The organism is Armatimonadia bacterium, from assembly GCA_039679385.1.
Classification (GTDB): domain Bacteria; phylum Armatimonadota; class Zipacnadia; order Zipacnadales; family JABUFB01; genus JAJFTQ01.
Map to the genome: position 1 here is coordinate 1 of JBDKVB010000106.1, position 3,849 is coordinate 3,849.

A 3,849-nucleotide genomic window follows, 5' to 3' on the forward strand; every position below is an offset into this window, starting at 1 on the left:
GTGGTAGGTCCCGGCTCGGACCGCACCCGGCGTGAAGTGCACCTCAGAGCTGCCGATCTCATCACCCCAGACGGTCGCGCGGCAGATCGCAGCGGCAGCACGGACGCAGGTCACGTGCTGTGCAGCGAGTCCCGGCTTGCTTCGTCCTGCCCGGAGGTGGTCAAGGATTACCGGGCGTCCCAACAGTGCCGAGAGCGACAGGGACGTGCGCAAGACCTGGCCGCCGCCTTCTCCAAAGGACCCGTCGATGTGCAAGGCGGACATGGTGTAATTGTGGCGTAGTGGGCCAGTTGCGTCAACCCCTCCGGCGCGGGCCAACAGTCGGGACCTCACTGCGGCGAGGAGCGAGGCTGCAGCCATGCGATGGAGACTGCTCCTGTGGCCAGGCGCGATCTGCGCGAAACCTTTGCGTGGGGCAGACGTCTGTTTCAGTCAGGGAACCCTTAGGAAGTGCAAGGGTGCGTTGGTGAGCTGCCGGAGCCTGCTGAGTGAGCTCCGGCCACGCTGTGAAGCCGTCTCCCTTTGTTGCACAAACCCACGAGCAAGGTAGGTCGCAGCGATGTCACATCGCCCTTTGGCTTGTGTCGTGCTGGCTGTTGCACTCCTGATACTGTGTGCAGTTGCGCAAGCAGGTGCTGTGGAGCAGAGCAGGCCCTGGCGGATCGGCGTGTCGGGGAGCTACTGCAGCGGGTACTGGGGGATGCTGGGGCGACTGGGGCTCCCGCGCGAGAGGCTCCTGGAGCAGCGTGTCTGGGAGGCCGACTACCTCAAGCAGTTTGACGTGGTGCTAATGGGCTCCGCCTGGGGCGACTCCTACCGCACGGGTCGGGCGGTCGAGGAGTTCGTCTATGGAGGCGGCATCGCCGTCACCGAGTACACTGTGTGGCCCTCGTCGAGCGTTCTCCCGGGAGATAGGTATGGCGACCGCCACACACCCAACCTGCGCTTTGTGGAGAGCGACTGTCCGGCGAGTCGCGGTCTGCCGCAGTTGGGAATCGTCTACACGAGCCGACGCAACGGGGTGTCGATCTTCCCAACCCCGGGACGGCCGGAGACCTATGAGATTGCCCGCTACACAGACCGCGGCGCTCCGTCCGACGTGAGCGGCGCCTTTCGAACCGGTAACGGCGATGCGCCGGCGATGCTCCTGTTCCGCTACGGCAAGGGCTGGTGGCTCTGGTGCGGAACGCAGATGTCTTACCAGACCGCGCTGCGGGACTCGGAGTTCGTACCCGCGATCCTCAACGCCCTGGACTTCGCCAGCGGCGGCGAGTTACGTTCGATCGTGGCGCCGACCGCGCTCACTGCCGATCAGCTCCTGACCGCGAAAGACCTCATCGACGTGCAGGTCCGACGGCGTCCGGGACGAGGCGACCGACAGACGCCTCCCTCGCCCTTTGAGGTCTGGGACGATGACGCGGAGCAGAGCGGCGACTTCGACCTGACCGGCACGCTGCGAAGCGGCTCGAGCGCAGAGGCCGTGGCAGCCTACTGGAATCTGCAATCCTACCGATCCGTGCGCTTCGACGCACAGGAGGCGAAGATCCTCCGGGTTGACAACGGCCAGGAGACGACCGTCGCCTCGGCGCCACTGACGCCCACTTCGGCCAAGAGCCGCCAGGTGCACGTGAAGAGACGCCACGGACAGGTCTTTGTGCGTATTGACGGCGTGCCTCTGATGTCCGCGGTAGACGGTCGCGAGCAGCAGGGCGTCGTGGCTGCCAGAGGCCTCGACGACGTGTCCTGTCAGCCGGCAAGCCCCGTGGACTTCAGCGACGATTTCATGCGCCTGCCGCAGGAGCAGAGCGACTGGGAGGCCGTGACCGGGACCTGGCAGGTGCAGCAAGACCGCGGTGACCGCAACGCAGGCGAAGTCAGCATGAGCGCAAACCCCTTCCGCTACGAGGCGACGGCGACGGGTAACACGGAAGGCCGTGCTGTGGTCGGCTCCTGGGCCTGGGATGACTACGAGGCCGAAGTCTCGGTACGCCCGACCTGTGCAACGGTCGGAATCCTGGGGCACTACGAGAGCCCGCAAAGCTACCTTGCCCTGCAGGTCCCCGTGACCAGGAGCGGCGACAAGCCGGGCGAGATCTCGGTGGTGGCCTGCAGTCAGGGCCAGCGACGCGTAATCGCCACCGCTCAGGGCGCCTGCCGGTGGGATGAGTGGACTCGCCTCGGGCTGAGGGTCTCCGGCGGCTACGTGCAGGCGCTCGTGGATGGACAGATCGTGGCCGAAGCCCTTGATCCGGTGCGCGGAGTCGGACGGGCGGGCCTCACGCTCACCGGCGGGAAGGCTCTCTTCGACGACGTCTCAGTGAAGGCCTGGGAGGCCTTGCCAAGACCCTTCGGGACAACTCCGGCGGCCAACTGGGACGCCGACAAGGGGACCTATGAGGTCGCAAGCGGCAAGACCGGCGAGATCGAAGTCCGCGGCAAGCCTGAGGCCCGAATCCTCTCTCCGTGGATGGGACGCGACGCGTACCGCTGCTGGGCCTCCTTGCGTCCCGACAAAGCCCAGGAGGCCGGTCTGTTCCTGCGCTACCTCGGACCTCGACAGTACTACCTGCTCGTGTTCTCTGCAGCACCGGAGGGACAGACCCAGGTGCGACTGACGCGGGTGAATCGCGACACCGAAGCCACGCTCGGCGAGGCCACGCTGACCGGCGGACTGGGCGTCGAACGAAGTGTCCTTGCACAGTTCGTCGGCGACCACCTGCAAGTGTGGGTGGATGGCGAGAAACGCTTTGAGCTCGCGGACGACGGTCCCCTCTACGGACGGCTCGGGATGTACAGCAAGGGAGAAGGCGCAGCCTACTTCCGCAACCTCGGGGCGCTGCCGGTTGACGCGGAGGAGCATCTGGTCGATGACCTCACTCCGAGTTTCGCCGGGATCCTCGACCGGCACACCTGGGCCGGGAAGGTCAACTCACTCGTCAGTTCGCCCACGGATCTGCGGCTCTTCTGGCACCGTGGTGAGTTCGCCGGCGACGTGACCCTGAAGATGGGTGTGCGGCAGCAGAAGGGCGAGCCGGTGACGGTCGCCTCGGCCTTCCTGGGTGACGGTCAGGCGCCGGCTTCAGGCTACGAGATGCGCATCACGCGGACCTGGGACCTCAAGGATGTGAAGCTCGAGGTATTCCGGCTCGGGCAGAAAGTGGCGGAAGGGACCGCGCCGCTGTTCAGCACCCGGACGGAGTTCGAAGCGGAGATGTCACGGGCGGGCCAGACGCTGGTGCTGCGCCTCGACGGTGAGGCGGTGCTGCGGTACCGCGATGACAAGCCCTTGGACGCACGCCACCTGGGCATGAGGCTCGCGGGGTCGCTGCTCTACCCGGATGACACGCGCATCGAGACGCCGGCAGTGCGTGTCGACACCTTCGCGGAGGCAGCCACCGGCTGGACCGGTGAAGCCGGGACCTGGGAGGTCAGTAGCCGGTGGTCCTGCACACCGGGCTGGACGTGGTTTGCCGGCTGGGGAACCAGCGACGTATGGACGCGCACCAAGGACGCCTTCGTGGGCGATCAGCGCATAGACATGTTCGTCGGCTGCAAGATGATGGACGTCCCCGGCAATGAGCGGAACAAGAAGGAAGTGCTCCAGGAGCTGCGCCTGGGCATGTGCACGAAGCCGGGCGACCTCAACAGCGGCTATCGCTTCATCCTCGGAGGACGCAACAACACCTGGACGGCCATCCAAAAGAACGGGAATACGGTTGCCGAGATCGCCTGGAGAGTCCCACAAGCGGGGCTTCACAATGACTGGACCCTTATGAGCGCGGTGAAGCATGGCAACGTGATAAGCCTGGAATGGGAGGGGCATGAGGTCCTGCGGTATGTCGACCCCGA

The 3,849-nt window shown here is 65.8% G+C and carries 2 protein-coding genes; one reads left to right on the plus strand and one right to left on the minus strand.

What is annotated here, in order from left to right; all coding sequences use genetic code 11:
- On the minus strand, positions 1-264 hold a 264-nt coding region (locus ABFE16_12665; protein ID MEN6346143.1), incomplete at its 3' end, for an RNA 3'-terminal phosphate cyclase.
- A 295-nt stretch (positions 265-559) separates the two neighbouring features.
- On the opposite strand from ABFE16_12665, the gene ABFE16_12670 reads away from it, so the two are divergent.
- Positions 560-3,849 (plus strand): hypothetical protein (locus ABFE16_12670; GenBank protein MEN6346144.1); only part of this gene is annotated, 3,290 nt, incomplete at its 3' end.